This window comes from Streptomyces sp. JHA26, assembly GCF_002005565.1.
Lineage (GTDB): Bacteria > Actinomycetota > Actinomycetes > Streptomycetales > Streptomycetaceae > Streptomyces.
In genome coordinates, this window is sequence record NZ_BDJC01000020.1 from 36172 (window position 1) to 62493 (window position 26322).

20 protein-coding genes and 1 pseudogene are annotated in these 26322 nt (G+C 71.0%); 13 read left to right on the top strand and 8 right to left on the bottom strand.

What is annotated here, in order from left to right; all coding sequences use genetic code 11:
- Nucleotides 1–32 precede the first annotated feature (32 nt).
- The 5 genes from JHAT_RS14820 to JHAT_RS14840 all read left to right on the top strand — a co-directional run bounded on the left by JHAT_RS14820 (nt 33) and on the right by JHAT_RS14840 (nt 5991).
- Nucleotides 33–818: an SAM-dependent methyltransferase gene (locus JHAT_RS14820; protein ID WP_077798636.1), complete on the top strand. Its 786-nt coding sequence runs from the start codon at nt 33–35 to the stop codon at nt 816–818.
- A gap of 129 nt (nt 819–947) precedes the next feature.
- A complete protein-coding gene (locus JHAT_RS14825; protein ID WP_077798637.1) occupies nt 948–2567 on the top strand; it encodes a phosphodiester glycosidase family protein in 1620 nt (539 codons plus the stop codon).
- Between the two features lie 86 nt (nt 2568–2653).
- Entirely contained in the window at nt 2654–3682 is a 1029-nt protein-coding gene (locus tag JHAT_RS14830) for an alpha/beta hydrolase family protein (RefSeq protein ID WP_077798638.1), read from the top strand.
- Between the two features lie 143 nt (nt 3683–3825).
- Nucleotides 3826–5484 carry an N-6 DNA methylase gene (locus JHAT_RS14835; RefSeq protein ID WP_077798639.1) on the top strand — a complete coding sequence of 553 codons (1659 nt, stop codon included), beginning with the start codon at nt 3826–3828 and terminating at the stop codon, nt 5482–5484.
- A 108-nt stretch (nt 5485–5592) separates the two neighbouring features.
- Nucleotides 5593–5991 (top strand): EVE domain-containing protein, encoded by a 399-nt coding sequence (locus JHAT_RS14840; protein ID WP_077798681.1) that lies wholly within the window; start codon nt 5593–5595, stop codon nt 5989–5991.
- Nucleotides 5992–6187: 196 nt separating this feature from the next.
- On the opposite strand, the gene JHAT_RS14845 is transcribed toward JHAT_RS14840, so the two are convergent.
- The 4 genes from JHAT_RS14845 to JHAT_RS14860 all read right to left on the bottom strand — a co-directional run bounded on the left by JHAT_RS14845 (nt 6188) and on the right by JHAT_RS14860 (nt 13170).
- Nucleotides 6188–8317, bottom strand: a complete 2130-nt coding sequence (locus tag JHAT_RS14845) for a UvrD-helicase domain-containing protein (protein WP_077798640.1) — start codon at nt 8315–8317, stop codon at nt 6188–6190.
- A gap of 40 nt (nt 8318–8357) precedes the next feature.
- Nucleotides 8358–9566, bottom strand: coding sequence for an McrC family protein (locus JHAT_RS14850; protein ID WP_077798641.1), 1209 nt, complete (start codon nt 9564–9566; stop codon nt 8358–8360).
- Nucleotides 9563–11377 carry a DUF4357 domain-containing protein gene (locus JHAT_RS14855; protein ID WP_077798642.1) on the bottom strand — a complete coding sequence of 605 codons (1815 nt, stop codon included), beginning with the start codon at nt 11375–11377 and terminating at the stop codon, nt 9563–9565. Before JHAT_RS14855 ends, JHAT_RS14850 begins: the two co-directional genes overlap by 4 nt.
- Before the next feature lie 155 nt (nt 11378–11532).
- Nucleotides 11533–13170 carry a hypothetical protein gene (locus tag JHAT_RS14860; protein ID WP_143660433.1) on the bottom strand — a complete coding sequence of 546 codons (1638 nt, stop codon included), beginning with the start codon at nt 13168–13170 and terminating at the stop codon, nt 11533–11535.
- A 494-nt stretch (nt 13171–13664) separates the two neighbouring features.
- Between JHAT_RS14860 and JHAT_RS14865 the strand changes: the two genes are divergently transcribed.
- Together JHAT_RS14865 and JHAT_RS35735 are read left to right on the top strand one after the other, a co-directional pair.
- A complete protein-coding gene (locus tag JHAT_RS14865) occupies nt 13665–14165 on the top strand; it encodes a hypothetical protein (protein WP_077798644.1) in 501 nt (166 codons plus the stop codon).
- Between the two features lie 141 nt (nt 14166–14306).
- A complete protein-coding gene (locus tag JHAT_RS35735; protein WP_290439805.1) occupies nt 14307–14441 on the top strand; it encodes a hypothetical protein in 135 nt (44 codons plus the stop codon).
- Nucleotides 14442–14486: 45 nt separating this feature from the next.
- Here the strand turns inward: JHAT_RS35735 and JHAT_RS14875 are convergent, their stop codons facing one another.
- The 3 genes from JHAT_RS14875 to JHAT_RS14885 all read right to left on the bottom strand — a co-directional run bounded on the left by JHAT_RS14875 (nt 14487) and on the right by JHAT_RS14885 (nt 16003).
- Nucleotides 14487–15023, bottom strand: coding sequence for a hypothetical protein (locus tag JHAT_RS14875; protein ID WP_077798645.1), 537 nt, complete (start codon nt 15021–15023; stop codon nt 14487–14489).
- Nucleotides 15024–15201: 178 nt separating this feature from the next.
- Complete coding sequence (locus JHAT_RS14880; RefSeq protein WP_077798646.1) at nt 15202–15489, bottom strand: hypothetical protein; 288 nt, start codon at nt 15487–15489, stop codon at nt 15202–15204.
- A 79-nt stretch (nt 15490–15568) separates the two neighbouring features.
- Nucleotides 15569–16003 (bottom strand): ATP-binding protein, encoded by a 435-nt coding sequence (locus tag JHAT_RS14885; RefSeq protein WP_077798647.1) that lies wholly within the window; start codon nt 16001–16003, stop codon nt 15569–15571.
- Between the two features lie 278 nt (nt 16004–16281).
- On the opposite strand from JHAT_RS14885, the gene JHAT_RS14890 reads away from it, so the two are divergent.
- The 6 genes and pseudogenes from JHAT_RS14890 to JHAT_RS14915 all read left to right on the top strand — a co-directional run bounded on the left by JHAT_RS14890 (nt 16282) and on the right by JHAT_RS14915 (nt 22634).
- Complete coding sequence (locus JHAT_RS14890) at nt 16282–17268, top strand: aldo/keto reductase (RefSeq protein ID WP_077798648.1); 987 nt, start codon at nt 16282–16284, stop codon at nt 17266–17268.
- A 142-nt stretch (nt 17269–17410) separates the two neighbouring features.
- Nucleotides 17411–17629 (top strand): hypothetical protein, encoded by a 219-nt coding sequence (locus JHAT_RS34640; RefSeq protein WP_171990899.1) that lies wholly within the window; start codon nt 17411–17413, stop codon nt 17627–17629.
- Nucleotides 17630–17944: 315 nt separating this feature from the next.
- Nucleotides 17945–21556: an NACHT domain-containing NTPase gene (locus JHAT_RS14900; RefSeq protein WP_077798650.1), complete on the top strand. Its 3612-nt coding sequence runs from the start codon at nt 17945–17947 to the stop codon at nt 21554–21556.
- Between the two features lie 266 nt (nt 21557–21822).
- Nucleotides 21823–22149 (top strand): annotated as a pseudogene (locus tag JHAT_RS35270) (Scr1 family TA system antitoxin-like transcriptional regulator); the annotation flags it as partial.
- Nucleotides 22146–22331, top strand: coding sequence for a DUF397 domain-containing protein (locus JHAT_RS14910; protein WP_077798651.1), 186 nt, complete (start codon nt 22146–22148; stop codon nt 22329–22331). The pseudogene JHAT_RS35270 and the gene JHAT_RS14910, both read left to right, overlap by 4 nt.
- A 3-nt stretch (nt 22332–22334) precedes the next feature.
- Nucleotides 22335–22634, top strand: a complete 300-nt coding sequence (locus JHAT_RS14915) for an NIPSNAP family protein (RefSeq protein WP_077798652.1) — start codon at nt 22335–22337, stop codon at nt 22632–22634.
- Between the two features lies 1 nt (nt 22635).
- Here JHAT_RS14915 and JHAT_RS14920 read toward each other — a convergent pair whose 3' ends face one another.
- The gene (locus JHAT_RS14920) at nt 22636–26199 is read right to left on the bottom strand and encodes a WD40 repeat domain-containing protein (protein WP_077798653.1); all 3564 of its coding nucleotides are present in this window, start codon (nt 26197–26199) and stop codon (nt 22636–22638) included.
- Nucleotides 26200–26322: the final 123 nt, after the last annotated feature.

The window sequence follows — 26322 nt, forward strand, 5'->3', positions numbered from 1 at the left end:
ACGGTGCCGTTCCGCGTACGGAGGAGTGTCCTGTGACCGCCGGTGTATCCAGACCCCGCATCGACACCAGCAAGCCGCACCCCGCCCGGGTCTACGACTGGCTGCTGGGCGGCAAGGACAACTACCCCGTCGACCAGCAGGTCGGCGAGACCCTCCCGGAGGAGGCGCGGGGCAACGCGGCCCGCAACCGCGCGTTCATGCACCGCGCGGCGGCCTGGCTGGCGAAGAACGGCGTCGACCAGTTCCTGGACATCGGCACCGGCATCCCCACCGAACCCAACCTGCACCAGATCGTGCAGGGCATCAGGCCGGACGCCCGGATCGTCTACGCGGACAACGACCCGATCGTCCTCAGGCACGCGGAAGCGCTGCTGACCAGCACCCCGCAGGGCGCCACGCACTTCCTCCACGCGGACGTACGGCAGCCCGAGGCGATACTCGAACGAGCCCGTGAGGTACTGGACTTCGACCGCCCGGTCGCCCTCTCCCTGATCGCGCTCCTGCACTTCCTGCCCGACGACGAGGACCCGTACCGCATCGTGCGCACCCTCGTGGGGGCCCTCCCCTCCGGCAGTCACCTGCTCCTCTCGCACGGCACCGCCGACCAGCACCCGGAGCTGAAGCAGGAGACCGAGGCCGCGTACAAGAAGGGCGCCATCCCGCTGCGGATGCGCACCCGGAGCGAGGTCGAGCCCTTCTTCGCCGGGCTGGAACTCGTCGCGCCCGGCCTGGTGTTCGCCACCGAGTGGTACCGGGAGGAGCCCGCACCGGTGCAGGAGCGCAGCGGTTTCTACGTGGGCGTGGCGCGGGTCCCCTGACCGGCGCGATCCGTACGGAGGGGGTGGCCCACGTCCGCCGGGCCGCCTTGACGTGAGCCGGAACCGGCCGATACTTGTGCGCAGCATGGGTCGGTCGGTGTCCGTGAACGGCGCGAGACGGGACGACGGATGAAGAAGAGACTGTGTGTCGCGGGAGTCGTCCTCGGGATCCTCGTCACCTGCGGCACGCTGCCGGCGCACGCGTCCCCGGGCCCGCGACCGGGCGGCCGTGCTCTCCCGTTGGGCCCCTCCGACCTGTCCGAGTCCCGCACCACGACGACCCTGCAACCGGGCGTCATCCTCACCCGCATCGTGCGCGGCGACGACGACCCGTCCCTGCGCTGGACGGTGGAGGTCTCCATCCCCGGCGGCGAGACCTCACCGGACCCCGACGCACCGCCGACCACGCTGAAGGACAGGGCGAGCGCCGACGAACTGGCCGCCCGACTGCGGCAGGACGGCTTCCAGGTCCGCGTCGAGGAGGTGACGACGGAGAGGACGGTCGACTACGCGGGCGGCACCCTCGGCTGGCGGGTCCGCGTCGGATCGTTCGACTCCCAGGCCGCCGCGACGGCCGAACGCACCCGCCTGCGAACGGCCGGACACACCGGATCCGCCGTGTTCACCGGCTGGGACGGCGGCGCCGCCGACCGCGGCCCCTGGCACGTCGACGTGCTCACCATCGACCCGCACGCGTTCCGGGGAAAGCTGGAGGCCTCCTACGGCCCCGACATCGAGAACCGGGAGACCACCAGCGCCCTGGCGAACGCGGCCGGTGCGACGGCGGCGGTCAACGCCGGCTTCTTCGTCCTCGACCCGAAGGCGGGCGCCCCCGGCGACCCCACCGGAGTGGGCGTCTACGACGGACGCCTGCTCAGCGAACCGGTGAACGGCCGCCCGGCCCTGGTCATCCACGACAACGGCAGACGGACGCAGATCGCCCGCTACACCTGGCGGGGCCGGATCACGACCCGCGGCACCTCGCTCCCCCTGAACGGCGTCAACCGCGTCCCCGGCCTGATCAGAAACTGCGGCGGCGGCGAGGGCGGCCGGCCCACGCCCCTCCCGCTGCACGACGTGACCTGCACGAACCCGGACGAACTCGTCGCCTTCACCCCCGACTACGGAGCGAAGACCCCGTCCGGCGAGGGCGTGGAGGCGGTACTGGACGCCCACGACCGGGTCGTGGAGCTGCGCTCACCGCGCGGCGGACAGCTCCCGGAGGGTGGCACCTCGGTCCAGGCGACCGGCAACCGCGTCGCGGACCTGACGGCCCTGGCCCGCCCGGGCACCCGCGTGAACCTGGCGACGACCCTGCTGGACGACCGGGGCAGGCGCGTCACGCCGTCCCCCGAGACCGACATCGTCAACGCCGCACCCGAACTGGTCCGCGACGGACGCCTCCACGTCACCCCGGTCACCGACGGCATGGTCCGCCCGGACGACCCGAGCTGGTACTACGGCTGGGCCCACAAGCGCAACCCACGCACCCTCGCCGGAGTGGACGCGGCCGGCCGCACGGTGCTCATCACGGCCGACGGACGCAGCACCGAGGCCCTCGGCCTGAGCATCACGGAGAGCGCCAGGATCGCCAAGGCGCTCGGACTGCGCGACGCGGTCAACCTCGACGGAGGCGGCTCGACGACGATGGTGGCCGGTGGCAGGGTCATCAACGACCCGTCCGACGCGGCGGGCGAACGCCCGGTTGGGGACGCCCTGTTGATCCTGCCCCGCCGCGACGGCGCCTGACCCGGACCTCCACGACCGACCACAGGACGCACCACCGCACCACCGCACCACCGCACCACGAACAGCAACCCACCCAGGGAGCCGCCGTGTTCGCGAACGTGCTCACCGTCCTCGGCCCGTCGCGAGCGAGACTCCTCCTGGTCCTCGCCGTACTGCTGGCCGTCCTGACGCCGACGGCACCCGGAGCCCTGGCCGCCGGGAAACCGCGGGCCGGCGCCACCCGCCCCGGCGCGGAGGTCGTCGCCGTCACCCGGGTCGCGGACCGGCAGGTCGACCTGTCGGTCCGGTCCACGGCCCTCGGCGGCCGCACCGTCGACGTCCGCCTGCTCACCCCCGACGGCTGGAACCCGCACGACCGGCGCCACCGGCAGCACTGGCCCACCCTCTGGCTCCTGCACGGCTGCTGCGGCGACTACACGTCGTGGACGAGCATGACGGACCTGGCGCGGACCGACAGCCTGCGCGACGTCCTCGTCGTCATGCCCGAGGCGGGCTGGAACGGCTGGTACAGCGACTGGTGGAACCACGGCGAGGGCGGCGACCCGGCCTGGGAGACCTTCCACACCGGGGAACTGCGCCGCCTCCTGGAACGCGACTGGGGCGCGGGCCCCGACCGTGCGGTCGCCGGCCTGTCGATGGGAGGCCAGGGCGCCCTGCTGTACGCCGCCCGGCACCCGGGGATGTTCAGGGCGACGGCGGCGTTCTCCGGCTCCGCCCACCCCCTCCTCGACGACGAGTCGGTCGACCGCATCATGGGCTTCTTCGCCGGCCAGAACACCGACCCGCTCCGCGTCTGGGGCGACCCGGTGGCCCAGCGCCGGATCTGGGAGGCCCACGACCCGTACCACCTGGCGAAACGACTCCGCTCGATCCCGGTCTACCTGTCCTGCGGCGACGGCACCACCGGCCCCCTGGACGCACCGGGCGCCACGAGCGCCCTGGAGGCCGACTTCAACCGGCAGAACCACGCACTGGCGGGGGAGCTGCGCAGGGTGGGGGCGCGGCACCTGACGACCCACTTCTACGGGCCGGGGACGCACGGCTGGGCGTACTGGGAGCGGGAGCTGCACGCGTCGCTGCCGATGCTGCTCGGGGCCCTGGGGGTCGACGACTGACCCGGACGCGCCGCGTCCCGACACCCTTTCTCACGCGGCCGCTTCGCCGTGGCCGGCACGGGCGAGCGACCGGCCCTGTCGTTGACGCCGTCAACGGCCATCCTTCATTGAACGTCATCGCACCTCTGTGTACCGTAGGGCGTATGCCAGAGACCCCGACGACGTCGGCGAACCCATCGGTCACCGGTTCCGAGATCGCCCGTATCGCGGGTGTCACCCGTGCCGCCGTGTCCAACTGGCGGCGACGGTACGACGACTTCCCCGCGCCGGTCGGCGGCGGCGCCAACAGCCCCCTGTTCGACCTCGCCGAAGTGCAGGCGTGGCTGGACAAGCAGAGCAAGGGGCAGGGCGTCACCGACGAGGTCCAGCTCTGGCAGGTGTTGCGCGGGGCCTACGGCGACGACATCCTCGGCGGGCTCGCCGACGTGGCACAGGCCCTCGCGGACCCCCACAAGGAGGTGCCCGCCGCGCTCCCCGACCAGGCCGTCCGGCTCGCCCGGCAGATGGCGGGCAGCGGTTCCGCCGCCGACGTGGTCAACGGCCTCGCCGAGCGCTTCACCGAGTCCGTGCGGCGAGCCGGCTCCGACCAGGTGACCTCGCCCCGCGTGGTGCGGGCCGTCCGGCACTTCGCGGGGGACGTCGCACCCGACGCGGTCCTCCTCGACCCCGCCTGCGGCATCGGCACGCTCCTGCTCGCCCTCGGCGCCGGGCAGGGCGCACGACGGTACGGCCAGGAAGTGGACGCCCGCAGCGCCCGCCTCGCGCAGTCGCGAGCCGACCTCGCCGGCCTCTCCCGCGTCGAGATCCAGCAGGGCGACTCGCTGCGCGCCGACCGGTGGTCCGGCGTCAAGGCCGACCTCGTCGTCTGCGACCCGCCGGTCAGCGACACCGACTGGGGCAGGGAGGAGCTCCTCCTCGACCCCCGCTGGGAACTCGGCACGCCCTCCCGCGCAGAGGGCGAACTCGCCTGGCTCCAGCACGCCTACGCGCACACCGCGCCGGGTGGCCGTGTCGTGATGGTCATGCCCGCCTCGGTGGCGTACCGCAAGGCCGGCCGTCGCATCCGGGCCGAGCTCGTGCGCCGGGGCATCCTCACCCAGGTCACGGCCCTGGCCCCCGGTACGGCTGCCGCGCACTCCCTCCCCGTCCACCTGTGGCACCTGCGGCGGCCGCGGACGCCGGACGACACGGCCGCCACCGTACGCATGGTCGACCTCACGTCCAACGACCCGGACGGCCCCTTGCAGCCCCGGCCCCAGCAGATCACCGAGGTTCCCCAGATCGACCTGCTCGACGACACGGTCGACCTCACCCCGAGCCGCCACGTCGAGGAGTCCCACCGCGACTACGTCACGGAGTACGACACCCTGCGCCAGGAGCTCACCGAACACGTACGGCGCCTGACCGCACTGCTGCCCGCCCTCGTCGCCGGCGACGGCACCGGCACCCTGGACGGACCCAGCGTCAGCGTGGCCGACCTGGCCAGGGCCGGGCTGATCGAGTTCGCCGATCCGGAACCGGTCTCGGTCAGCGACCAGCTCGACACCGACTTCCTCCAGGGTTTCCTGCACAGCGCCGCCAACAGCCGCCGCTCCACGACCGCCAGCGGCACCTTCCGCCTCGACAGCAAGGGCGCCCGCATCCCGCAGATGGACATCACCGCGCAACGCGGGTACGGCGCCGCCTTCCACGCGCTGCGCGAGTTCGAGGAGCGGTCGCGCAGGGTGGCGGAACTCAGCCGCCAGATCGCGGCACTGGCCCGCGACGGACTGAGCAACGGGGCGCTGAAACCGGGCACGTGACGCCCCTGTCGAAAACGTGTACGCACATCCCCCGGGTGTCTGGCACGATGAGACGCTGCTTCGAAGTGTCTTCACGCGGGCCGAGTGTCCTGGACGAGGGGGATGTGCATGGCGGACTGGATCTACATCCTCGATCCCCGCAGGGACACGCTGGACGGTGAGTCGCCCGACAAGGAGACGATTCTCCAATTGGCGCAGGAAGAGCCCGAGTTGGAACTCTGGCTCGGTCGCCGCAACCGTATGGAGCCCGGCGACCGCCTCTGGTTGTACTTTGCCCGGCCCGAGTCCGCGGTCGCCGCGGTGGCCGAGGTCGACGAGGAGCCCCGCCCGGACGACGAGGACCCCGGGACCCCCTTCCTCGTCCCCGTCACCCTGCTGCCCGAGGCGACGAAGTCGCTCCACCGCGACCCGGTGGGCCGGGACGAACTGGGCCTGGGCCAGGTGCGGTCGGTCCAGAAGGTGAAGCCGGAGGCGCTGACGGTACTGCTGGCGCGTGCGGGGCTGTAGCACGGCCGACATGCGTCGGCCGTCGCGTACCGGCCGCCGTGCGCCGGTGTGGCCCGCGCAGGGCGAGCCGCACCAGTGGTGGTAGCTGGAGGCGGCGGGTCACGGACAGGAGGCGCACGTCACCTCGGCGAGCTCGTCCTCGGTGAGGGCACCGGACACGTGCATCAGGCTGTCGGCTCCTCAGCGCAGAGGGGACTCAACCCGGCAGGAACGGGCTGGCCGTCCCGCTCCAGGACACCGCGAGCGCCTCCCGTGCCCTCGTGCACGCCACGAACAGCAGGCACCGCTCCCGCAGCAGATCCGACTCGTGCTGCAGGACGTCCACGGAGGCCGGCGTCACCTCCCGGCCGAACGGCACCGCACCGGCGGTCACACCGAGCACCGCCACGCACCGGAACTCCAGCCCCTTCATGGCGTGCATGGTGGCGAGCCGCACCCCGTCCACCTCGGCGCCCGCGTTGTCCCTGACCCGGACCACCGGCACCCCGGCCGCGGCGAGCCTGTCGTAGGCCTTGTCGAGCAGGACGTTGAACCGGGCGCACACGCCGATCTCCGCGGGCCGGATGCCCCGCGCGACCCAGTCCTGGACGCGCGCGACGAGCGCCGCGACCTCCTCCTGCTCCGACCCGTACCCCGCCGTGTGCGGTCTGCGTCCGTGCAGCAGCGACCGGTAGCCGGCCAGCGTGTCGTGGCCGTCGCCGCCCAGGTCCTCCACCGTCACCGGGCTCAGCAGGCCGGTGGACCAGGTCAGGATCTCCTCCGTGCTGCGGTAGTTGAGCCGCAGCCGGTGGGTGCGCCCGGTCACCGCGATGCCCAGGGAACCGAGGGACACCTTCGAGTCGTAGATGCGCTGGTGCGGATCGCCCGTGAGGAACAGGTCGTCGCTGCCGGGGGCCACCGCGCCCCGCAGCACCCGCCACTGAGCGGGGTGCAGGTCCTGCGCCTCGTCCACCACCACGTGGTCGTGCGTGGGCGACGACGCCGCCAGCAGCTCGGCCGCCCGCGCGCACACCTTCAGGTACGTCGTCTCCTTCCGCTCCCGCAGCATCGCCTCGAACAGCTCCACCGCGGGCCACAGCCGCTCCCGCCTGCCCGGGGACAGGGCGCTGCCCCGGCCGCGCCGCGAGGCCGCGAGATAGTCGTCCAGCGTGCGCAGGTCCTGCGCGAGGACGACGTGCCGGTACTCCTGGGCGAGGAACTGCTCGGTCCACGGCAGCCCGAGCCTCTTGACCACCCGCTGCCACACCTGCCGCTCCTCGCGGTCGCCGACGGGCGAGGGCGCCTTGCCGTCGAGACGGGTGACGACGCCGTGCGCGTAGGCGTTGACCGTCGTCACGTCCACCCGCCCCAGCAGTTCCTCGTCACCGTCCAGGAGCAGCGACAGGTTCTCGCGCAGGGTCGCCGCCAGCGCGTTGGTGTACGTCGTGAGCAGGACCCGGGTGTCCGCGGAGCGGCCGAGCAGATGCTTGACGCGGTGCAGGGCGGCGACCGTCTTCCCGGTCCCGGGACCCCCGGTGACCTGCACCGGGCCGCCGTAGGACACCCGGTAGGCGACCCGCCGCTGCGAGGGGTGCAGGAAGACCCGCCAGGCCGCGAACGGCTTCTCCAGGATGTCGGCGAGTTCCTCCGGTCCGGTGACCAGGGTGATCCGGCTGGTGGTGTTGGCGATCGCGGCCGCGAGGCTCTCGTCCGGATCGGGGCCGGCGGCCACCGGCCGGCGCACCGCGACGACGTCCCGGTAGACCTCCTCGGGGCCGAACCCCTCCGCGAGGTACTGCAGCACCTCGAACTGGTCCTCCGGCAGCAGCGTCCCGAACGCCTCGAGCTGGGGTTTGTCGATGACGGTCCGCACCGCGCGCAGCACCTGGTCGTCGAGGCCCAGCTCCCGCAGCACGGTGTCCGAGTACCGCGCGAACAGCAGCGAGGGCGCGGCGGCCGCGGCCTTCTCCAGCTGCGGAGTCAGCTGCTCGATGGCCACCACGTTGCGGACCTCGAGCGCCCGCGTCGCCGAGTTCGTGGTGTAGAGCCGTTTGGCGGCCCAGGTGTAGGCGTCGTCGTGCGGGACGACGTTGACGAGCAGGAACACGTCGCTGCCGTCGTCGGGAGCGAGGACGACACCGCGCCAGAAGTCGTTGATCCGGATGGTCCGCATCCGCGGATCACGGGCTTTCTCGACGGACTCCAGGTGCAGCCCCTTGTCCGCCTGCAGCTCGGGAACGGTGAGCTGCTGGAACTTCTGCATCGCCTTGCGCACGCCGGCCCGCACGGGTTTCTCCAGGAGGTCGTAGCTCTCCCAGAAACTGTTGGCGAACGCCAGCTGCGGCACGACGTGCCCTCCCCACCCCGGACGGTCACTGCGGAGCCGATCATACGCGTGACCTGCCGATCAGCCGCTCGGCCACCTCCCCGACCTCGGCCAGCAGCCCCACCGGTTCCTGGTCGAGGTCCAGGGCGTGCTGGTGGAGGACGGTGCCCGCGTGCCGCACCCGGTGGGCGGCGTGACCGGCGTTGCCCTTCGCGTACACCAGGTGCCCCTCGCCGAGTCCGAGGGCGGTGCAGTAGGCGAGCATCTGGTACAGGTCGGCGTCCGGGTAGCCGCCCCGTCTCTCCGCCTTGTACTTGGCGTCGGCCACCGCGCACGGCGCGCGGTCGGGCCCGTAGAGGACGAGGTCCGGCCTCATCCGGACGGTCCGCGCCTCGTCCAGGTGGAGCGGGTCCTGGAACCGCGCGACGTACCCGGAACCGCGCAGCGCCTCCCGCAGGGCGACGGTCACGAAGTCCTCGAAGAGCTTGTTCATGTCGAACAGGAACCCCTCGACGCGCAGCCCGCCGGGCCCGTGCTCCGGGGAGGCGCCCTCCAGCACGGCCCGCGCCAGCCGCAGGGCGTGGTGGTACCGGGCGTTGAGCCGGCTCGGCCGCCACTCGGGCAGGGGCCGGCCGCGCACGAGCACCGTGACGTCCGCCAGCCGCGCCCGCTGGTGCAGCAGCCGCCGGCGCACCTCGCGCGGCACGCCGGGCAGCCGCAGCAGCCGCTCGACGGCCGCCCGCAGGATCCGGTTCTCCGCGATGTCCGTGGTGAAGTCGTCGTACGCCACCTCCACCGGCGGCGTCGCCCCGAACCGGCGCCGTATCTGCTCGGCCTCCCGGATCCGCCCCCGCACGACCGGCGAGGTCTCCTCCGTCATCCGGTAGCCCTGCAACAGCCCCTGCCGCAGGGCCCGGTCCACCTGTCGTTCCACGGCGTGGGCGAGCGCGGGCAGCACCTCCCGGTGCTCGGCCACGTCGACCTCGCCGTCCCGCCAGGCACCGGCGGGGTCGAGGCTGTAACCGAGCAGGAAGAACAGACGGACGATCGGCACCTTGGGCACGATCCGGACCGTCAGCCGGTCGTGCCCCGGCACCGCGACCGCGACGGCCCCGACCTTGCTGCCGGCCCGCAGCGACCAGCGCCCGGGGGAGTACGGGTCCGGCGCGGCGTCCACGACCCGCAGGGCCGCGAGCGCCCGCCCCACGTCGTCCGGCAGGGCCACACCGACCGCCGGCGCGTGCTCGACGAGCTCGACGACCGGCGTCACCCCGACGACTCCCGCAGCGCCGCCAGCCCGTACCGCTGCTCGACGTCCACGCCCTCGCCGTAGTGGTGCTCCTCCAGCAGCGGCAGGATCTTCGTCCGCCAGGTCCGCTCCAGACCGCCCTCCCGGTACACGCCCTTCTTCATCAGGTACGAGGGCCCGATGCGGAAGTCGGGATCGTCGATCCGCGCGTTGAGCGCGTCGAGCAGGTCCGCGGGCTCGGCCTCCCGGCCCTCCCGCTCCAGCCACCGGCGCAGCAGACCGCTCGTCGGCTCGGTGCGCGGCGACAGCTCGACGAACGCGAACCGCCGCCGCATCGCCGCGTCGACGAGGGCGATGGACCGGTCGGCGGTGTTCATCGTCCCGATCACGAACAGGTTCGGCGGCAGCGCGAAGTCGTCACCGGAGTACGTCAGCCGCACCGACCTGTTGCGGTACTCCAGCAGGAAGTACAGCTCGCCGAAGGCCTTCGCGAGGTTGGCCCGGTTGATCTCGTCGATGATCAGGAAGTGCGGGATGTGCCGGTTGCCCTCGCGGGACGCGAGGTCGGCCAGCTCCCGCAGCGGCCCGGCGGTGAGCCGGAACGCCACCTCCCGGGTCTCCGGGTCCTCCTGCGGCCGGAACCCCTCGAAGAAGTCCTCGTAGGAGTACGAGGGGTGGAACTGCACGAGCTTGACCTGCTCGGGGCCGCCGCCCAGGAACTCGGCGAGTTTGAGGGCGAGGTAGGTCTTGCCGGTGCCGGGCGGACCGTAGAGCACGAGCTGCCGCTCGTCCCAGAGCAGATCACGCACCTCCTCCAGCCACGCCGCGTCGTGCACGAGCAGATCGGCGGCCAGTTCCTCCGTGGGCCGGGGCAGCTCCAGCTCGCGGCGGGCGGCGAGCGCGGGGATCTCCACGCTCGGGTCCCGCTCCGTCCCCCCTGCCTCCTCGGCCAGTTCCTGGTCGGTGAGGCCGAGCCCCTGGACGTGGGCCTGGACGGCGGAGAGGTCGACGACGTCGTGCTGGACGGACAGCTTCTGCTGGAGCTCCTCGGGCAGGTCGTCGTAGGGGAAGCCGGTCGGCTGCCACTCCACGGGCCGGCGCAGGTTCGACCGGCGGTCCTCGGACTCCGTCTGTCCGGCCTCGCCGGTGACTTCGCCGACGTACAGCCGGCCGCCGGAGATCGTGCACACGGTGTCCCCGGGTTTCATGCGCGACAGGAAGGCGTGGAGGTCCTCGACGAGCTGCTGCCGCTGGCTGTACGTGGCGGTCGACTCGTAGTCCTCCTGGACCAGCGTGCGCAGCTCGTCCTTGCTGACGCCCTGCCGAACGCCCTGCCGCAGCCGGGAGGCGGCGAGGGTGACGCGTCCCTCGGGCAGCCACAGACGCTGGACCAGGTCCAGGCCGGTGACGTTGGAGCCGCGCACGAGCCACGTGCGACTCGGGCCCGCCCACACCCCGGACATGAAGTCGGACAGGGGCCTGCCGTCCTCGGTCCGCCACTCCTCCCACCCGTTGCGCGGCGCCCCGACCAGCACGACGGCGGCGAAGGAGGGCGAGCCGAACACCACGTCCTCGGTCAGCTCCAGCCAGCCCGGCCAGCGCGCCGACGGCACCAGCACGCCTTGTGCCCGGAGCTCCTCACGACGTCTGGTCGGCGCCTTGAAATGCTTGCCCAGCGAGGGCATCACATGGTCCCGCGCCGGAGAACCGGCCCGGACGAGGAACTTCCGGCTGCCGTTGGTCCCCGTCTCGTCCAGGAGCACTCCGCGTGCCCGGTCGATGCCGTCACCGCTGGGCAGCCGGAGCCGGAACTCCGGATATTCGTCGGCCATGGGCCCCTCTCACCCCTCCTGGTCAATCCGTCCGCAGCGTACCGGCGGACACTGACGATCCCGCCGTGACGCCGGCACCGGTGGGCCGGTCTCCGGTGACGAGAGGACCGGCCCACGCCCGACTCGCCGGGCACCTCCCGCTGGTCAGCGGTCCGTCACGTCAACGTGTTGGACAAATGGGGCCCGATGTACCCGATGTAGATGCCGTACTTCGCGCGGGCTCCGTCGAAGTAGTGGAGCCGCGGCGCGATCGTGTTGCCGCCGCCGACGCGTACGTGCGCGCCCATGAACACCTTCCGTGCCGGATCGACGTGCTCCGGCACGGGGAACGTACGCTGTCGGCGCCAGCTCGAGTTGCCCTTCACCGACTTGGACTCGTCCCGCACGATCTTCCGGGGCGAGATCGTGCGGACCCCGCCCGGGGCGTCGGCGCACCACTGCTTGAAGTCCCGGCCGGCCTGCCCGGTGGTTGCCGCCCGGGCGAAGTCCCCGAGCGCCAGCAGCGCGTCCCAGGTCATGCGCACCCAGGACGAGCCGTACGCCTGCGCGTCGAGGTCGAGCGTCACCTTCCGGGAGCCGGTGAAGTGCAGGCGGGGCAGGGAGTCGAGGCGGCGCAGGAGTTCCTCGAAGGACTCCGGGCAGTCCTCCGGCACGGTGAGCGGGGTGTACGCGGCCGCGGCGGCACCCAGTTCCACCATCTGCTTGCGCAGCATCTGCAACTGCGCTCGGACGGAGTGCAGTTCCCGGTACTGCTCGTCGTACTCGGCGATCAGCAGGGTCTCGTTGTCCTCGGCCTTGCGCAGCTCGTACTTGAGGTCGCGGATCTCGTCGGCCCGTACCCGTTGCTCCCGCCCCGCCTCCTCCAGGATCTCGTGGAGGGCCTCGTTCTCGACGCGCAGCCGTTCCAGCTCGGGCGCGGCGGAGTCACCCGGTGCACGGGTCCGCATGACCGGCACGGAGTCGAGCTCGGCGGGGAGGGGAGCACGGGCGGCCAGCCGCTGGGGCAGCTGGGCGATGATCCTGCGGGCCTGCGACGGGCGGTCGGCGATCAGTCTGCGGGACATCACCCGGTGCCGTTGCCCGTCGGCGGGCCAGGCCGGGTCGACTCCCGGGAGGTAGGTACGCACCCCGCCGCCGTAGACCCGGTGGTACTCCAGCGCGCGGTTGAAACGGGTCTCCGCCTCGGGGGTGAGCACGTAGAGGATCGCCAGACCGGCCAGGGGCCGGACCAGCGGGTCCACGGTGTCCTCCAGCCAGGTGTCGAAGTCGGCCCCGTACGGCGTGCTGGCCACGACGACCGGCAGGCGCCGTGTCTCGTCGCACAGTTCGTCTATGACGGCGTCGACGTCCTCCGCCTCGACCACCTGGGGATCGGCCGTGACGTCGGCGCGGCCGTCGCGCGCCTCGAGGACATCGAGGAGCCCGCGCGCGAGCCGGGGCGTCTTGGCCGGTACGGGCACGGCCTCGGGGTCGTCCGGCAGGTGTTCCACGTCCAGCTGGACCCTGGTCGGGCCGTCTCCGGCCTGACGGATCACCAGGGTGGTCTGCCAGGTTCCGCCGGGCAGCGTCTCGCGCAGCCGCCAACGGCCGTACGCCCCCGAGGCGCCGGTGGCGGAGTCGTGGTCGAGGGTGACGCCGCGGGCTATCTCGTTGCGGCCCTCGGCGAAGGCGTCGACGTCGTAGCTCTTCGGGGGGTCCCTGAGCCATCGGCGCAGCCGGTCGTCGACCTGCGCACCGGTCGTGACGTAGTCCAGTCCGCTGGTGACGACCATGCGGTATCGGCGGGTGTCCAAGGCGGGGTCCTCATGTCCGGAGATGTGCGGTGTGCAGGGGGTGACGGCTCGGTCCTCCGCGGCGTCGGGTGCCGTCAGCGGGTCGGCGGCCTCCTGCGGACGGGTGTGGATCCGCGCCGGGGCCGGAGGCGGTTCGCGCGGCGGGGGCCACGTCTCGGCAGCGCGGTCCGCGGCTGGTCGATCACGACTGCCCCTTTCGTGGGGTGCGGGACGAGGTGTGCCGGGGAACGACGGACATCCTGTTTGCCTAAAGAGGATGGAGTGCACGTGTGAGCGTTGTCAACGAATTGACAGCAATAGAGCAATTCGAAAACGTGTACACATGGAGGGTGTTCGATGCGCCGATCGACGGTCGTGGCGCTTGTACGCGGCGTCCACGGGCGGTGGAGAGCGGGCGGAGACGTCCTGGCCGGGGAGTTCGAGCAGTACGTGGGGCCGGCCTCCGGCCTGCAGGGCGGCGGCCGGGCATCCGGTGCCTCGGTAAGGTGACCGGCGTGTCGTCCTCGCACCTGCTGATCATCGGAGAACGGGCCGCTCTGAGCTGGGTGGTGACCGAGCAGCGCATGGCGTTCCCGGCCGGGCGGACCAAAGCGGCGCGGGCCCTGGAAGAGGATGACGAGATCTTCCTCTACACGACGCGCGGCTGCTTCCGGAATCCGACCCGCGACCTGGGCCGGGTGATCGCCCGCGCCTCGGTCGCCACTCCGGTGCGGACGCTGGACGAACCCGTCGTCTTCGGCGGCCGCTCCTTCACGGAGGGCTGCCGCCTGGAAGTGTCCGGGCTGGCGCCCTTCCGCGACGGACTCGTCCTGCGCGACCTGGTCCCCCGGCTGTCGGCCTTCCCGGACCCGGCGACGTGGAGCGTCCGCATGCGACGGGCGTCGCTGCCCCTGCCACCGGCGGACGCCGACCTGGTGCGCGCGGAACTGCGACCACTGCTGCGCCCGTACGACGAGGCCGCCGACGCCTACCGTTGGGAACCGGCGCCTGCCTGAGCCGGAGCACGGCTCCGCGAGGCCCGGGAGCCGACGACCCTCTACCGAAGCTGTCGGCGAATCCGCCGGACCGCCCCGGACACAAGCCCCGGGGCCACGACGGGAGCGAGCCTCCCGGCGACACGCCACTTGGCGACCGTCGTGCGGGGACGCGCACTCCTGTCGGCCTCTTGCCGTTGGTTCACCGCCGAGCCGCTCCTGTCGAACCGGGAACTCATCGACCGTGCCCACGGATTCGGCTTCGACCGGGTGCCGGGCACCAAGCCGCCCCTGTGAACGGGCGCCGTCGGGAGCCGGCTCGCGGCCTTGCCCTGTCGCCCGTCAGGAGTAGGACCAGCGCCACGCGTTCGAGCTGTACCTGCACGTGATCCGCGTGCCGCCCGCGGTCGTCGTCGTGGCCCCGTGGTCACTGTTCCGGCAGTACTGCCCCGCCCGGTAGCAGTTGCCCGCGTTGGAGGTGATGGAGCAGGTGCCGGAGCCGCTGCCGCTGTCGCTGCCGCTGTCGCTGCTGTCACCGGTGCCGCTGGTGCCGCTGGTGCCGGATCCGGTGGCGGCCCGGGCGGTCTTGGTGACGGTGACGGTCGGGCCGGGTGTGGTGACCTTCTCGGTCTTGGTGACTGTGGGGGCGGGTTCCGGCTCGGCGGTGACGGTCGCCGTAGCCGTAGCCGTGGCCGTGGCCGTGACGGTCGGCACGGGCTTGGCGGCCAAGGCCTGGGCGGCGTCCACCTCGTCCTGCGCGGACTGGGTGCCGCCGATCGCCCCCAGGGCGAACAGGGCGGCGCCGACGGCCCACAGCCTCTTGCGCTTGCGCAACGGCCGTATGTCGGAGGGGCCTTGCGGGCGGTTCTGCGGATTCACGGTTTCTCCCGGGACGGCGAACGGGGTGGGCGCACGGCAGCTGAGGCACAGGGGTGCCGCCTGGGCTGCTCATGCTCTGTGAACTGGAGCATGATGCATGCGCGTTGATAATGTCAACGCGCTTTGTGTTGCGAGGTGTGTACGGTTGCCGATGTGGAGCGTCAGGTGTGAACAGCGGTCACGAGAAGCAAGGGGGGAGAGCGCATGACTCATCGGTGCGGTGCGCGCGGGCCGGCTCGGCGTGCCTGCGCTCGATCTCCCGGCGCTCCGCCTCCGCCAGTTCGGCCTCGGTGACCTCGCCGTACTCCTCTTCCCACCAGGCGACCACCTCCCCGAGACGGTCCTGCTCCCGCTGGCGCTCCGTGGCGTGAGCGACGGAGCGGCTGAACCCGCCGGGACCCTCCTCGGCCCGGACGGCCTCGACGGGCCCCTCGGGAAGCGTGACGGTGTACTTCTTCGTCGCCATGCGGTTCTCCTTCCTGGTGAGCGACCCGAGCGGCGGTGGCCTCACGCCCTCAGGGGCGTGTCGACGACCAGGACGGCGTTCAGCACGCGCACTCGGCCCAGACGGTCTTGCCGCCCGGCGGATACGGCTCCGTGCCCCAGCGGTCGGCCAGGGCGGTGACGATGACCAGGCCCCGGCCCGACTCGTCGTCCGACGGCGTGACGGCGTCCCCCACCGGGGAGGGGAGCCGCTCCCCGCGGGCGTCGGAGACCGCGATGCGCAGCACGCCGGCGGCCGGGTCGTGGGTGAGGGCGAGACGGAAGTCGCGGCCCTGGACACGGCCGTGCAGCGCCGCGTTGGCGGCCAGTTCCGCGACGATCTGCTCCGCCCGGTCGGTGACGCCGGGTGACACCTGCCAGGTCCGCAGCTGCTCGTAGGTGAGCAGTCGGGCGAGGCGGGCACCGCGTCGGGTGGACGAGAACTGCTGCGTGAACGTCCGCGCGGCGGCGGGAAGCTGGGGTGTGGTTGTGCTCATGGGACCACGGTGGCGGGCGCGCGGGGGCGCGTTCCAGAGGTGAGCCCCGTACGTGGAGTCACCGTACGGACACCTGCCGTGCGGGCTCGAGGTGACGCCACCGGCACGACCAGGGCCTGTCCGGCGGGCGGATCATGCCGCGGTCGTGGCGGTCCGGCACCTGGTGACCCGCTCCCTGGTCCGAGGGGGGGCGACCTCGGCGCCCCTTGACTTCGAGAGCACTCCAGCAGGCAGGATCACCGCCGAAGCCCCAGGCATCCCCTTCGGAAGGCCCCAGCATGCGCTACCGCACGATCGGTCAGAGCCCGGACAGCCGCCGCAAGGTGAGCGTCCTGAGCCTCGGCGCCATGCGGTTCGGCACCACCACCGACGAGGCGACCTCGTACGCGATCCTCGACCGGTACGTCGAAGCCGGCGGCACCTTCATCGACACCGCCAACAACTACGCGTTCTGGGTCAACGGCACTCAGGGCGGCGAGAGCGAGCGGCTCCTGGGACGCTGGCGGCGCAGCCGGGGCGTCGGCGACGAGATCACGATCGCCACCAAGCTCGGCGGCCGCCCCAACCACCCCACCTCGACCTTCACGAAGGACGTCGAGGGCCTCACCGCGAAGACGATCCGCGAGTCGGCCGAGCGCAGCCGCGAGAACCTCGGCACGGACAAGCTGGACCTGCTCTACGCGCACATCGAGGATCCCCGCGTCCCCCTCCAGGAGACGGTGGAGGGTTTCGCCGCCGTCGTCGCCGACGGCACGGTGGGCCTGCTGGGTGCGAGCAACCATCGTGTCTGGCGCCTGGAGCGCGCCCGGACCCTGGCGGCAGCCGCGGGACTGCCCGGCTACGAGGTTCTGCAGTACCACCACAGCTACCTCCGCCATCGCACCGACGAGCCCACGCTCCGCTCTCCCGACGGCGACCTGGGGGTCGTCTCCGGCGACCACCTCAGCTACCTCCGCGAGGACCCGTCCCTCTCCCTGGTCGCCTACTCCCCGCTTCTGAACGGCAGTTACGGCCGTGCGGACAAGCCTCTGGACCCCGGCTACCAGAACGCGGGAACGGCCACCCGCCTCGCCGCCCTGGCGGAGGTCGCGGCGGAGACGGGAGCCACGCGGAACCAGGTCGTCCTCGCCTGGCTGATCGGCGGCGAGATCCCGGTCATCCCCCTGGTGGGCGCGTCCTCGGTGGCCCAACTGGAGGAGAGCCTCGCGGCGACGGACCTCGACCTCACACAGGACCAGCGGGCGAAACTGGACGCCGCGCATTAGGCCCTGTCCTGGTCATGGGCGGAGCCCTTGGCCGCCTCGAAGACCCTGCGACCGGCCTGGACCGGACCGGTGAATCCGGCTGTCCGTCGCCGACTACCCTGACGTTCCCTCGGGGTCGGCGTCGGATCCGGAGGTGCCTTCGGTGGCGGGTGTCAGGTCTGTGGTGCGCAGCAAGAAGGTCGCGGCCGCGGTGGTGACAGCGGTCGGTGTCGTGGCGGTGGGCCTCGGGACGAGTGCGGCCGCGAACGCGCCGGAGGACAAGGGGCGCCCTCTGGGGCAGGGGTTCGACAAGTCTCCGCAGGAACTCCGTGAGTACGGGACGCCCGAGCGCATCAAGGAGGTGAAGCGGAACGGCCTGTGAGGCCCGCCGCAGCCTCCGGCGTCGAGAACCCGTCCACCAGGAGCTTCGTCGTTGCTCAGGCGTGTCCAGCTCGCGGTCAACACCGCCAGCCGTGGGGACAGGGACAGTGTTGGCCCCCGGGCCGGAGGGCTGGACGGTCGGCGACGTGGAGGTCCTGCCGGGGTATGCCGCCGCCGTGTCGCTCAAGCGAGCGACTGAGCGGTGATGGGTCGGGCCGATCAACACGCAATCTGTCCTCGGTGAGCCGGTGAGAGCCGCTAAGGTTCTTCAACGCGCAGACGTGGGGCGAGGTTTCGGGGGAGGCGAGCTATACCGATGGAGATCGTCACGACGGCCGCAGGGATCATCGGAAGGATGGCAGCCAAGCCCTTGTCGGATACCGCGATGCGTCGTGAGGCGGTGATCCGAGCGCTGCGGGCAGCACGGCTGAACCCCACGGTGCCACCGCAGGACTTCGCCAGTCTGTACGCCTACACACTCATCGAGTACTGCACCGGTCGCTCGCAGTCTGTGCTGGTCTTCTTCCGGGATACGTACGTACGGGATGCGTTCCACAGGTCCTTCTCCGACGGCGACTGGAGCCGGCTGCGCCGTGAGACGTCGGAAGCGGTGGAGCGCAACCGCGAGACACGCGAGTTCGGGCACCTCGACCACGGATTCGAGGAGCATGTCGACGGATTCATCGCCGAGTTCCACTCTCTTGTGGACCGCAGTCGGGCACCGCACGAGGCTCGACTTGAGCAGAAGATCGACACGCTCCTGGAACGAGTTCCTCAGACGCGGGTGGAGGAGGAGAGCCATCGCGTTCGCACCGAGCCGGGACGCGCCGAACTCTCGCCCGCACAACGTCTCATGCAGGACGCGCACGAGTGGTTCACCGCTGTGGGCTACGAGATCCGGCGCACGTGGGAGGTGGCCGACGGCAATGTGGCCATGCTGGTCGACATCCCCCAGCGGCGTCCCGGGCGCTTCGATCGTACGGTGATGCTCTGCGTCGAGGGTGAACTCGCGCCGCACCACATGCGGCTCCTCGACGAACTGGTCACTGCCGAGACCGCCCTGGAGGGCTGGGGACTGGCCCGACTTCGAGTCAGTGAGGCCGCCCGCCGCCAGGCTGCGGATAGCGGCGACGTACTGTTCTGCTTCTCTTTCGACGAGCTGGTCGATCTTGAAGCGGACTTCGAGCCGTACATCGCCTGGGTCGAAGAAGAGGTTCGCCGCCGCGGCATCGACAGCCGTTACGTGCCGGTCTCCTGCCGCAAGGAAGAGATCGACCCCGCGACGCAGCGGACGCTCGACACCAGTACCTATGACTGGCGGGACGGCGGCCTGGACGACTACGTGGCGGGCTGGCTGGAAGAACCGGCGAAGAGGCATCTCTCCGTCCTCGGCGAGTTCGGCATGGGCAAGTCGTGGTTCGCCCTGCACCTGGCCGGCGATATGGCCCGTGGTTGGCGCGACGCCAAGCAGAGGGGGGTGCCCAGGCCCCGGATTCCCCTGCTGATCCCGCTGCGGGACTACGCCAAGCAGGCGACGGTCCAGGGTCTGTTGTCGGAGTTCTTCTTCAACAAGCACAAGATCGACCTGCGCAGCTACGACGTCTTCCGTGTCCTCAACCGTATGGGCCGTCTGCTGCTCATCTTCGACGGCTTCGACGAGATGGCCGCGAGGGCCGATCGGAACACCGTCATCGCGAACTTCTGGGAACTGGCCGGCGCCGTCGAACCCGGCGCGAAGGTGCTGCTCAGCAGCCGCAAGGAACACTTCCGTGACGCCCAGGAGGCGCGCAAGCTGTTCGGCGGTGAGATCAGCGTGCCCACGGCCGGATCTCTCGAGTCCAAGGACGGCCCGACCTTCGACATCGTCGAGCTGGTTCGCTTCGACGACGAGCAGATCGAACGGATGCTCCGCCATGACCTGGCCGAGGACAAGGTACGGCTGGTCATGGAGCACGAGGACGTGCGTGAGCTCATGGGGCGGCCGGTCATGTCCGAGCTGGTGATCGACGCACTGCCGGAGATCGAGCAGGGGGCCGAGATCAATCTCGCCCGGATCTACCTCTATGCCGTGCAACGGAAGATGGACCGTGACGTGCGGGCGGAGCGCACGTTCACATCGCGCGGCGACAAGCTCTTCTTCCTGTGCGAGGTCGCGTGGGAGATGCTCTCCACCAACCAGCTCAGCCTCAACTACCGCGACTTCCCCGATCGACTGCGGTCCTGCTTCGGCTCTGCAGTGCAGAGCGCCAAGGACCTCGACTACTGGGAACAGGACATGCGCAACCAGGGCATGCTGGTGCGCAACGCCGAGGGCGACTACGGCCCCTCGCACAAGTCTTTGTTGGAGTTCCTGGTAGCCCTCAAGTTCGCGGCGGAACTCGGTCTGTTGGAAGGTGACTTCCTCGGCGTGATCCCTACGTCGGAGTCTGTGGACACCGGGCAGCGGGAGTGGACGTGGTCGCAGTACTTCTCGGCTCGCTCGGGCGACGGGAAGCTGCCCGCACTCGCTGCGTTCGTGGCGGAACCGATCGACGTGCTGGGCAGCACGTTCGGCGAGCTGGATCAGAACGAAGCGGTGTACGAGTTCCTCTCGACGATGGTCCGCGAATGTATGGATCACCAGGAGCGACTGCTCGACGTGGCACGGGCGACTACCGGAGCGGAGGTGGAGACGGGGACCCTCGCGGCCAACTGCCTCAACTTGATCGTCTTCGCCGGGGGCAGTCTGGAGGGGGCACGGTTGAGAGGGCTCGATCTCTCGGGCTTTGGGCCGTGGCACTCTACGCAAAAGGTGTCACTCGCGGGTGCTGACCTGCGAGATACACAGCTAGGCGACGCGCGACTGACCAGTGTCGACCTCGCCGGAGCAGACCTCACCGGCGCATGGCTGGGGCACGGGGATCTACTGGATGACGGGCAATATCGCCAAGGCCTGGTCCATTCCAGCGGAGCGGTGGTGGTTCATGAAGGCAACGAGGTGCTGCACTGGGCGAGAGGCCGAATACACGAGCCACCCTCTCGACTGCCTATCGTCGGTGATCCACACTCCGTGAACATCGGAAACTGGGATTCTGCCACCTGGTGGTACAGCGATGTGACTGAGGGGCGGATCATCGATGCGGCGACAGGCGGTGTGGTCGGCATCACGATAGCTGGGGAGTACTGCATCCCTATCGTGTGGCGAGATCAGCAGGCACTCGCTGCGTTCGATCCCGTGGCCCACGCCCTGCTTGTGAAAGAGCCGGGGACGGGCCACGTCATCGACAATTTGCCATTGCTTTGGGAGGGATCCGGAACGACAGTCCTCATGGGCGGTAGCCACGGCCTTGTGGCGATGGGATGGGGTGAAATGTCCCTGCGCTTTGGAGTCGCCACGGGAGAAGAAGGTGGCTACTGGCGTCAACTGCAGACCATGGATTACAAACGGGAAGCCACAAGTCGTCAGGTTCTCTCGACGAAGGACAGCGCACTGCTTCTGGTGGACGGGCGACCCGTCGCGGCGGTGGACGCCCTTGCGCCAGAGGGTCGACTCGATGATCAGGGATTGCCCTTTCCTGTTCCGGCATTGACCAAGGTCGATGCCTTCGTATTCCGCGCCAGGTCAGGCATGGCGGCAGTGGCGGCTGACAATAGCCTGTATGGGTGGTCTATGGGGACGTCCTCCCAAGCGATGATGTGGCAGATACCGGGGGTGCCCAGTGGGGTTCAGGCGCTCTGGTCCCCCGTAGAGGGCGATCTCCTTGCTGTCATGACGAGGATGGGTGAATTGTGGCTATGCGACTTCCGTACGGGCGAAGTCAAGTCCCGTACAGCGCTGGGCAGTCGCCTGCGAGGTACGCGCTTCTCGCGTGTGTGTGGTCTGGACGAGGGCGCATTGCAAGCCATCTGCCGGGCTGGCGGCGTGCTCGTGGACCAGCCTGAACCGTAGTCTCCACGATTCGCACCTGGAGGCGTCGACTCGTCGGGCGGACTGACGGCGAAGGTGTTGCGGCAAGGCGGGAGGACGGACAGTTACTCCCCGCCGTTTCCGCCACTGTCCGCCGAGGATGCCTTCCAGTTCGCGCTCGATGGCTCCCTTGGGCTTGGCCCCGACGATGGGTCTTGGTGACCTCGCCGGCCACGTACACGTTCATCGTGGGGATGGACATTGAACCGCTCCGGGTCTGATGGAGGCTCGATCCTCTCAGGGAATCGAGCCTCCATCAGACCCGGAGCGGTTCAGAGCACGTGCTGCGCGACCAGTTGGACCACATCTTGGATCTCGCCAGGCTCCGCAACGTGTCCGTGCAGGTCATGCCTACCCGCACGGTGTCCCACGCGGGTCTGGACGGCCCCCTGGCGTTGCTGGAGACCCCGGAGGGGAGATCCTTGGCGTATTCCGAAGGGCAGGAGAGCGGCCGACTGATCGCTGATCCGAAGCAGGCTGCCGTCCTCCACCGGAGGTATGCGACACTCCGCGCACAGGCCCTCACCCCTCACGACTCCGTGGGCCTGCTGGAGCGGATCAGAGGAGAACTATGAGCGGCATGCAACTGACCTGGTTCAAGTCCAGTTACAGCGGCACGGCTGGTGACAACTGCGTCGAGGTCGCCGTCACTGAACAGACCGTCCACGTCCGTGACTCCAAGGACGTGACGCGTCATCCTTTCACCGTGAGCCGGAACGGCTGGTCGCAGTTCGTCGCCTTCCTCGAGGACAACTGACCCATGCCCAGGACCACGCAGCTGCGTACGTACACCGTTCGTGAAGGGCTGCTCGACGAGTGGGTGGAGCGGTGGCGCAACGACATCGTGCCGCTGCGGCTGAAACTGGGCTTCGAGATCGGCGGAGCCTGGGTGGACCGGGAACGCAACCAGTTCGTCTGGCTGATCTCCTACGAGGGCCCGGAGACCTTCGCGGAGCGCAACGCGATGTACTGGGCGTCGCCCGAGCGCGAGGCAATGGGCCTCGACCCGGACGACTACCTCCTGCACACCGACGACCGCACGGTCGAGCAGCGTTACTGATTCAGGCGGGGTCCGGCGGCAGCAGGTGCTGCCGCCGCTCCTCCGCGTCCAGCGTGCGGAACACCCGCCCGCGCGCCCGCGCCTCCAACTGGTCGTAGTCGGGATCCGCCGGCCACACCCGCGTGGTGCCGTCGGCGGAGGCGGTGAGCAGCCGCGTACCGTCCCCGGACCACGCCACCGACAGCACCTTGTCCCGGTGGACACCGACGACGGCGAGTTCCTCGAACGTGGCGGCGGACCAGAGCCGTACCGTCCGGTCGTCGGAACCGGTCGCGACGCGGCGGCCGTCCGGCGACCAGGCGACGGCCCGGACCCGCCCCTCGTGGCCCTTCAGCACGTCGATACGCCGGCCGGTCACCGCGTCCCATACGGCGGCCGTCCAGTCACCGGAGGCCGTGGCCACCCGCTCCTCGTCCGGGGACCAGGCCGCGTCCTCCACGTAGTTGCCGTGTCCGCGCAGCACGGTCAGTTGGGTGCCGTCGGCGGTGTCCCACAGGCGGCAGGTGCGGTCGTCGGAGCAACTGGCCAGCCTCCGCCCGCTCGGTGACCACGCCACGCGTCCCACCCAGTCCTGATGCCCGGTCAGCTTCCGCAGCTCGGCGCCGTCGACGGCGGACACGAGGCGTACGGTGCCGTCGTGGCCGCCGGTCGCGATCCGCCGGGCGTCGGGGGACCACGAGCAGCCCTCGACGGGCTCACCGTGCAGGTCGAACACCGTGTCGCCGGAGCCGTCCACCACACGCACCAGTCCGTCCGCGGTGCTGAGGGCCAGACGGTCGCCGTGTGGTGCCCACGCCACACTCCACACCCGCTCGCCCGGCGCCGTCACCGCTCCGGCGGGCGCGCCGGAGTCCGCGCTCCAGATCCGTGCCGTCCCGTCGTCCGAGGCGGTGGCGAGACGCGTACTGTCGCCGGACCACACCGCCTGGTTCACCGGCCCGTCGTGCCCCTGGACCAGAACGGACTCGGCTCCCCGCGGCCGGAGGTCCCACACCCGGCCGCTGCCGTCCGTCGACGCGGTGGCGAGCTGGGTGCCCGACGGCGACCATGCGACGGCCCACACCGTGTCGGTGTGGCCGCGCAGCACCGCGACCTCCTTCGCGTCCTCGGTGCTGACGACGCGCACCGTCCGGTCGGACGACGGGGAGGCGAGCAGCCGGCCGTCCGGTGAGAAGGCCGGGTTCCACACGTAGTCCGCGTGGCCGCGCAGCAGCAGCCGCAGGGCGCCCGTGCGAGCGTCCCAGATCCGGGCGGTGTGATCGCCGGACCCGGTGGCCAGTGACTCTCCGTCCGGCGACCACGCGACGCCCTCGACGAACTCGGTGTGCCCGGTCAGGGCCGTCGTGGCCGCTCCTGTCACCGCGTCCCAGACGATCACCGTCCGGTCGTGCGACGCGGTGGCCAGACGCGAGCCGTCCGGCGCCCAGGCCACGCCCCAGACGTCACCGGTGTGGCCGTGCAGTTCGTGCACGAGTCGACCGCTGTCGGCCTCCCACACCCGGGCCACCTGGTCCTTGAACGTGGCGGCGATCCGTGCCCCGTCCGGCGACCACGCCACCTGCCGACCGATGTCCCCGGCGCCGGCGAGCTGCCGGACCGGTTCACCGGACACGGCGTCCCAGACGCGTACGACCTGGTCGCGCCCGGCGGTGGCCAGCCGTGTCGCGTCGGGGGAGAAGGACACCGACTCGACCATAGCGCCGTCACACGGCAGCACCCGCAGCGAACGCCCCGACTCCGCGTCGTACACGCGGGCCGTCCCGTCCCTGGACGCGGTCGCCAGCAGTCGTCCGTCAGCGGACCAGGCGACGTCCCGGACCGTGTCCGTGTGACCGTCCAACCGGATCCGCAGATGACTCGCGGCCAGCGCCGTCATCAGCCCCCGCCGCGCGGCTGCAGTCGGCGCGCACTCGCCGAGCGCGGCCAGGGAGAGCAACAGCGCCCGCTCCGGCTCGGTCTCCGCACTGGCGAGCACCTGCCGACCGATGCTCTCCGAGACACGGCTGAGGAAGGCCAGGTCCCGGCTCTGCGAGGCGTCGACGAGCGCACGGGCGGGAGCCGACGCCTGCCCGGCCTCCTCCAACGCGGCCAGCCACCGCTGGGCGACGGTGAGGCGCTCACCGGTGAGGAGGTAGTCCGCACTGCGCCCGGACCGTTCCCAGTCGGCGGCCCACCGCTCCAACTCGGCCCGCTCCCGGAGCCGCTCCGCCCGCGCTTCCGCCTCCTGGCGCAAGGGCGCCCACTGCCGGAACAGCGCCTCGTGCGTCACCTCCGCGCACGCGTCCCGGTGGCCGTCCGCGTTCCCCGCGGTTCCCTCGGCGGCGTAGGACCGGATCAGGCGCGCCTCGATGAAGGCGTCCACCACGTACCGCTCCCGGTCGGTCAGCTCGGACAGCCGCACCGGACGGCGGGCGAGGTCCCGTTCCTCGACGGTGACGAACTTCAGCAGCACCCGCAGCGCGAAGTCGATGCCGCCCGGAGTGCCGAGGGCGGCGACCGTGTTGTCGGCCTGCCGGGCCAGCGCCCCCGCCACGCCTCCGAGTTGTCGGTACGTCTCCTCGGTGACCGTGCCGCCCGGACCACAGGCGAAGTACAGTTCCTGGAGGAGATAGGCGAGCAGGGGCAGTGCGTCGTCCGTACCGGTGTCGTCCACGATGGTCTCGACGAGGCCGGGCTCGAACGAGATGCCCACCAGCGCACCCGGTCGCTCCACCACCTGGGCGAGCTGTGCCCGGCTCAACGTGCCGATGGCGGCCGGGTGTTGCAGGAACGGCGCGTGACCGGTCCCGAGCAGCCGTCCCAGCAGGTCCACCCGGCACGTGGCCAGGACCCGGACGGAGGGTTCCTGTCGCAGACACGCGTGCAGCGCTTCCAGGAACTGTGCCTGTTCCCGCTCACCCGCGAGGGTGACCAGCTCCTCGAACTGGTCGATGACGAGCAGCACCCGCTGGAACTGCCCGGCCCGTAACCGCGACAACTCGGCCGCGAGGCTCTCCGGCCCCTGCCGCAGCCGCCGCAGTACCGCGTCGGGTGTCTCCCGGCCGCCACCGGCCGCGGCCAGAGACGCGGCCAGCGCGTGCAGGGGGTTCGCTCCCGGTGAGAACGTCGGCACGATCGTCCACCGGCGCCGGCGCAGCCGGGGCATGACCCCGGCCCGGACGAGCGACGACTTGCCGCTGCCGGACGCCCCCGTCAGCATCAGGAAGCGGTCGGCGGGGCGGGTCGCGGAGGCGTGCAACCGGCGCGTCAGATCGGCGGCCTGCGCCTCCCGGCCGAAGTAGACGGCCGCCTCGTCCTCGCCGAACGCGTCCAGCCCCGGGTACGGAATCCGGTCACGCGGCCACTCCGACGGCGCGGGCGCCGGGTTCTCCAACCGGTACACGACGACCTGCCCGACCACCATGGCCACGACCAGCAGCCCGATGGCCGGAACGGACCACTGCTGGATCATCTCCAGCGCCCAGGGCGCGTCGTCCTTGCTGGTGGCGTAGTTGGTGACGATGCCGAGCAGGCAGGCGACCAGCGCCAGCAGGATCTGCAGCACGATTTGGAGGCGCTGCCTCATACGACACCGGCCCCCTGCCGACCGGCTCGATACCTGCGCGGCACTGTCACGCCCCCGTTCCGTTTAGCAGTCAGTGCTCCTTCGTGCACCGGGGCGATGCCCCTGCCCGCATATCGGTTGGTG

Bases quoted from the DNA above. Each gene is read 5' to 3' on its own strand.
- JHAT_RS14835 (WP_077798639.1), top strand. From the start codon at position 3,826: ATGCCAGAGACCCCGACGACGTCGGCGAACCCATCGGTCACCGGTTCC.
- JHAT_RS14900 (WP_077798650.1), top strand. From the start codon at position 17,945: ATGGAGATCGTCACGACGGCCGCAGGGATCATCGGAAGGATGGCAGCC.
- JHAT_RS14885 (WP_077798647.1), bottom strand. From the start codon at position 16,003: ATGAGCACAACCACACCCCAGCTTCCCGCCGCCGCGCGGACGTTCACG.
- JHAT_RS14910 (WP_077798651.1), top strand. From the start codon at position 22,146: ATGAGCGGCATGCAACTGACCTGGTTCAAGTCCAGTTACAGCGGCACG.
- JHAT_RS14890 (WP_077798648.1), top strand. From the start codon at position 16,282: ATGCGCTACCGCACGATCGGTCAGAGCCCGGACAGCCGCCGCAAGGTG.
- JHAT_RS14855 (WP_077798642.1), bottom strand. From the start codon at position 11,377: ATGGCCGACGAATATCCGGAGTTCCGGCTCCGGCTGCCCAGCGGTGAC.
- JHAT_RS14840 (WP_077798681.1), top strand. From the start codon at position 5,593: ATGGCGGACTGGATCTACATCCTCGATCCCCGCAGGGACACGCTGGAC.
- JHAT_RS14915 (WP_077798652.1), top strand. From the start codon at position 22,335: ATGCCCAGGACCACGCAGCTGCGTACGTACACCGTTCGTGAAGGGCTG.
- JHAT_RS14880 (WP_077798646.1), bottom strand. From the start codon at position 15,489: ATGGCGACGAAGAAGTACACCGTCACGCTTCCCGAGGGGCCCGTCGAG.
- JHAT_RS14825 (WP_077798637.1), top strand. From the start codon at position 948: ATGAAGAAGAGACTGTGTGTCGCGGGAGTCGTCCTCGGGATCCTCGTC.
- JHAT_RS14920 (WP_077798653.1), bottom strand. From the start codon at position 26,199: ATGAGGCAGCGCCTCCAAATCGTGCTGCAGATCCTGCTGGCGCTGGTC.